The sequence below is a fragment of the Synechococcus sp. H55.9 genome, assembly GCF_047462355.1.
In the GTDB taxonomy this organism is placed as follows: Bacteria; Cyanobacteriota; Cyanobacteriia; order Thermostichales; family Thermostichaceae; genus Thermostichus.
The window spans coordinates 21,711-25,254 of sequence record NZ_JANSJB010000030.1 but is presented as its reverse complement, the minus strand read 5'-3'; the positions used below and the strand labels follow the sequence as shown (position 1 = coordinate 25,254).

At 62.4% G+C, this 3,544-nt stretch carries 2 protein-coding genes and 1 pseudogene; all 3 read right to left on the bottom strand.

The features are described from left to right. A pseudogene (locus NW857_RS05815) lies at positions 1–353 on the bottom strand (cytochrome b6-f complex iron-sulfur subunit 1); the annotation flags it as partial. A 110-nt stretch (positions 354–463) separates the two neighbouring features. After that, a complete protein-coding gene (locus tag NW857_RS05810) occupies positions 464–1,054 on the bottom strand; it encodes a DUF3365 domain-containing protein (protein ID WP_414333930.1) in 591 nt (196 codons plus the stop codon). A gap of 42 nt (positions 1,055–1,096) precedes the next feature. Continuing rightward, on the bottom strand, positions 1,097–3,544 hold a 2,448-nt coding region (locus NW857_RS05805; RefSeq protein WP_414368280.1), incomplete at its 5' end, for an efflux RND transporter permease subunit.

Sequence of the window (3,544 nt, the reverse complement as noted above, 5' to 3'; positions counted from 1 at the left end):
GGGTTCCACGGGAAGGTGCAGCCCAGGTGGGTACAGTTGTTCACCAGCCCTTGCTCGTCCAGCTTCCCCCCCTCCCTAACGGTGAGGTAGGTGGGCTCCCCCGCCAGACCCGCCACCAGCGCCCGCGTCCCAGGCGGCTCTGCCAAGATCTGCTCCGCCGGGATCGGGTTCCCCAGCTTGTCTTTGGCCAGGGCCGATCCATGGGCGGATCCCTCCGCCGGCGGGATGAGATAGCGGCCCAGCGGGTAGAGCACCGAACCCGCCACCGCCGCCAGCGCCGAGCCGGTCAGGAAGTTGAGAAAACGGCGCCGCGACAGCGGCGGCTCTTCAAACGGAACCAGGGCAGCGTCCATAGAAATCAACTCCTTGGTAACCCTCTCCTATTATTATTTTGACAAACTATATAACTATATGTCGATAAAAAGATAATACAGAGTCCCCTTCCTCTCCCTGGGACAAGGGGCTATTGAGGAGATTCCTCCTCTTCGGGAATGAACACGGCGTACATGCCCCGCAGGTCTCCCACCTTGAAGTCGTAGGCCCGGTCTTGGGGGTACTTGCTGACAATGAAGGCCGGTCGCGAGTCCTTGGGCCCATGACAGGCCAGGCAGCTAGCCTCGACGTTGATGCGGCGGTAGTAGCGAATGCCCCTCTGGCCAGCCAGCACTTCCCGCTCCCAAAAGCCAATGAGCTCCGGATCCCGCTGGAAACGGGCCAGGGCCATCGTGGCGTGTAGATTGTCGGGGGCGTGCTCCGGGTTACGGTACTTTTGGGCAATTTGCTTAACTTGCCAGCCATTTTCTTGGGCCAGGGCCTGCGCCTGCACCGCCACAGGGCGACAAACCTGTTTGAAGGTCTCGGCATCCACCCCCGCAGGTGGGGATCCGGCCAAGCTGGCCGCCAGGCCGTGCCGCAGTTGATCCAGGTATTCTACGGACTCCACCGCTTTGGCCAGTTGGGCGGGATCCGGCTGGGCCAAGGCTGCGGCAGCGCCCCAGCCCAAGCTGCCTAAGGCCACCGCCAGCAAGAGCCATCTTCTCAGGTATGTCCACATCGTCTTGTCTCCTTCTCGAAGGGTGGATGTCAAAAAGTTTCTCTACGGGTGGGATGGCTGGTGCTCCAGAGCCGGCTTGGCTTTGGCAAGGCGGATTTGCTCCCCGTAGAACCAGATGGGAATGACCACCAAGGTCAAGGCGGAAGAGGTCAACATCCCCGTCAACAGCGTCCAGGCCAAGCCTGACCACACCGGGTCGGACAAGATGGGTACCGTGCCCAGCATGGTGGTGATGCTGGTCAGCAAAATCGGACGAAAGCGAACGGCCCCGGCTGCCACAATGGCTTTTTCCAGGCTGACCCCCTGGGCCCGCTGATCGGCGATAAACTCCAGCAAGACGATGGCGTTGCGCACCACGATCCCCGCCAAGGCGATCACCCCAATCATGGCCGTGGCGCTGAAGTACACTCCGTTGAGGCTAAAGCCCACCAGGATGCCGATGAGGGCTAGGGGAATGCTGCCCAGGATGATCAGCGGAACCTTGAAGCTGCGGAACTGGCCCACCAGGATGAGATAGATCAACAAAATGGCCACCAGCATCGCGAGGCCCAGATCCCGGAACACGTCTAGGGTCAGCTTCCATTCCCCATCCCACTGGATCCAAAAGCCCTTGGGCAGGGGATGCCGCCAGAAATAGGCTATTTGATCCAAGACTGCATAGACCGAGGAGCGGCGGGCCATCTCGCCCATTACGTAGGCCACGGGCCGCTGGTCTTTATGGAAGATGGGCTCGTCGGCCACTGTGGGCACCCACTCCACCAGCTCCGACAGGGGAACCAGGGATCCCGTCGGCGTCGGCAGTTGAATGCGGTTGAGATCCTCCAGGCTTTGCCGGGCCGACGGCTCGAGGCGGACATGGATCCCCACGGGTGTCAGCTCCCCGGGCAGTTGCAGGATGCTGACGGTGGATCCCCGCAGGGCCAAGCTCAAGGTCTGGGAGACCTCCGCCGTGGTCAGGCCGACGCGGTTGGCCCGCTCCGGATCCACCTTCAGGGTCAACTGGGGAATGGGGTTTTTCACCGAGTCGTCGATGTCCACCACGCCCTCCGTCTCGCCAAACACCTGGCGCACCTGCTTGGCCAACTGCCGCAGTTGGGCGTAGTCGGGGCCATAGATTTCTGCCAGCAGGGTAGACCGCACGGGCGGCCCAGGTGGATCTTCCACCAGCTTGACGATGGCGTTGTGCCGCTCCGCCACCGCTTGCATAGCAGGCCGTAGGCGCAGCACGATCCCTTCCGAGTCGATCCGACGGGCTTCCGGCTGGCTGAGGTGGACGCGGATGTCGGCCACATCCTCGCCCTCGCGGCGGTAGGATCCCCGCAGCAGGCCGTTGAAGTCCACCGGCGCTCCTGTACCCACGTAGGTTTCAAAGCTAAACACCTCGGCATCCTGCTTGAGCACCTCCTCCAGCTCGCGGGCTACAGCGTCGGTAGCGGCCAGCTCCGTCCCCCGCGGCATATCCAACTGCACTAGGAAGGTGTCCTTGTCCGCCTTGGGCAGCATGCGAAACTTTACCACCTGGGTCAGGGGTAGGAGAAAGCTGGCCAAGAACAGGCCGGTGACCACCCCGATCAGCAGACGCCGCCGGAAGGCCGACTCCAGCAGCGGCTGCATCACGCGGCGGTAGAGCCGATACAGGCGCGTTTCTTCCAGAGCGAGCTGGGGTGGAGAGGCCTCGGTGGAGGACTTGAGGCGAATCCAGCGGGCCGCCAGAAAGGGGGTAACCGTCAGGGCCAGCGTTGTGCTGATGATCATCGCCACCGGCACATTAAAAGGGATCGGCCCCATGTAGGGCCCCATCATCCCCGTGACAAAGCGCATGGGCAGGAAGGCCAAAATGACCGTGATGGTGGAGAGAATAACCGGCACACCCAATTCCTCCACCGCGGCAATCGCCTCCTCCACCTTCTCGCGAAAGTTCATGCCGGGGCGCAGCTCAAAGCGACGGTGGATATTCTCCGTAACGGCGATGGCGTCGTCCACCAAGGTGCCCAGGGCCAGGATCAGGGCAAAGAGGGTGATGCGGTTAATCGTTTGGCCGGCAACCCAGCCCACGCCCAGCGTGCCGGCCAAAGTTAACGGGATTACAAAAGCCACAATGGCCGCCTCCCGCCAGCCCAGGAAGATCAACAACAGGCCCACCACAATGCCGATGGCCTGGAAGAGGCTGTTGTAGAGGTTCCCAACCGCTTTTGAGGCCGTCCGCCCGTCGTTGCGGGTGACGGCAACCTGGATCCCGGGAGGCAACTGCGGCCGCAACTCTTCCAGCCGCCGAAAAATGGCCTTGGCTACGGTGACCGCGTTGGTTCCCGGCTTCTTGGCAATGCCGATGGTGACCGCCGGCTGGGTGATCCACTCTCCCGTCGAGCGGCGGCGCGGATCCGGATAGGGCTCTGTGATGGGCTCGTCGCTGCGGAAGTGGATGCGGGTTAGGGAGGTGCGCTCGGCAAACTCATCCCGCACGCTGGCTACATCTCTGAGATAGACCTC

Bases quoted from the DNA above. Each gene is read 5' to 3' on its own strand.
- NW857_RS05810 (WP_414333930.1), bottom strand. From the start codon at position 1,054: ATGTGGACATACCTGAGAAGATGGCTCTTGCTGGCGGTGGCCTTAGGC.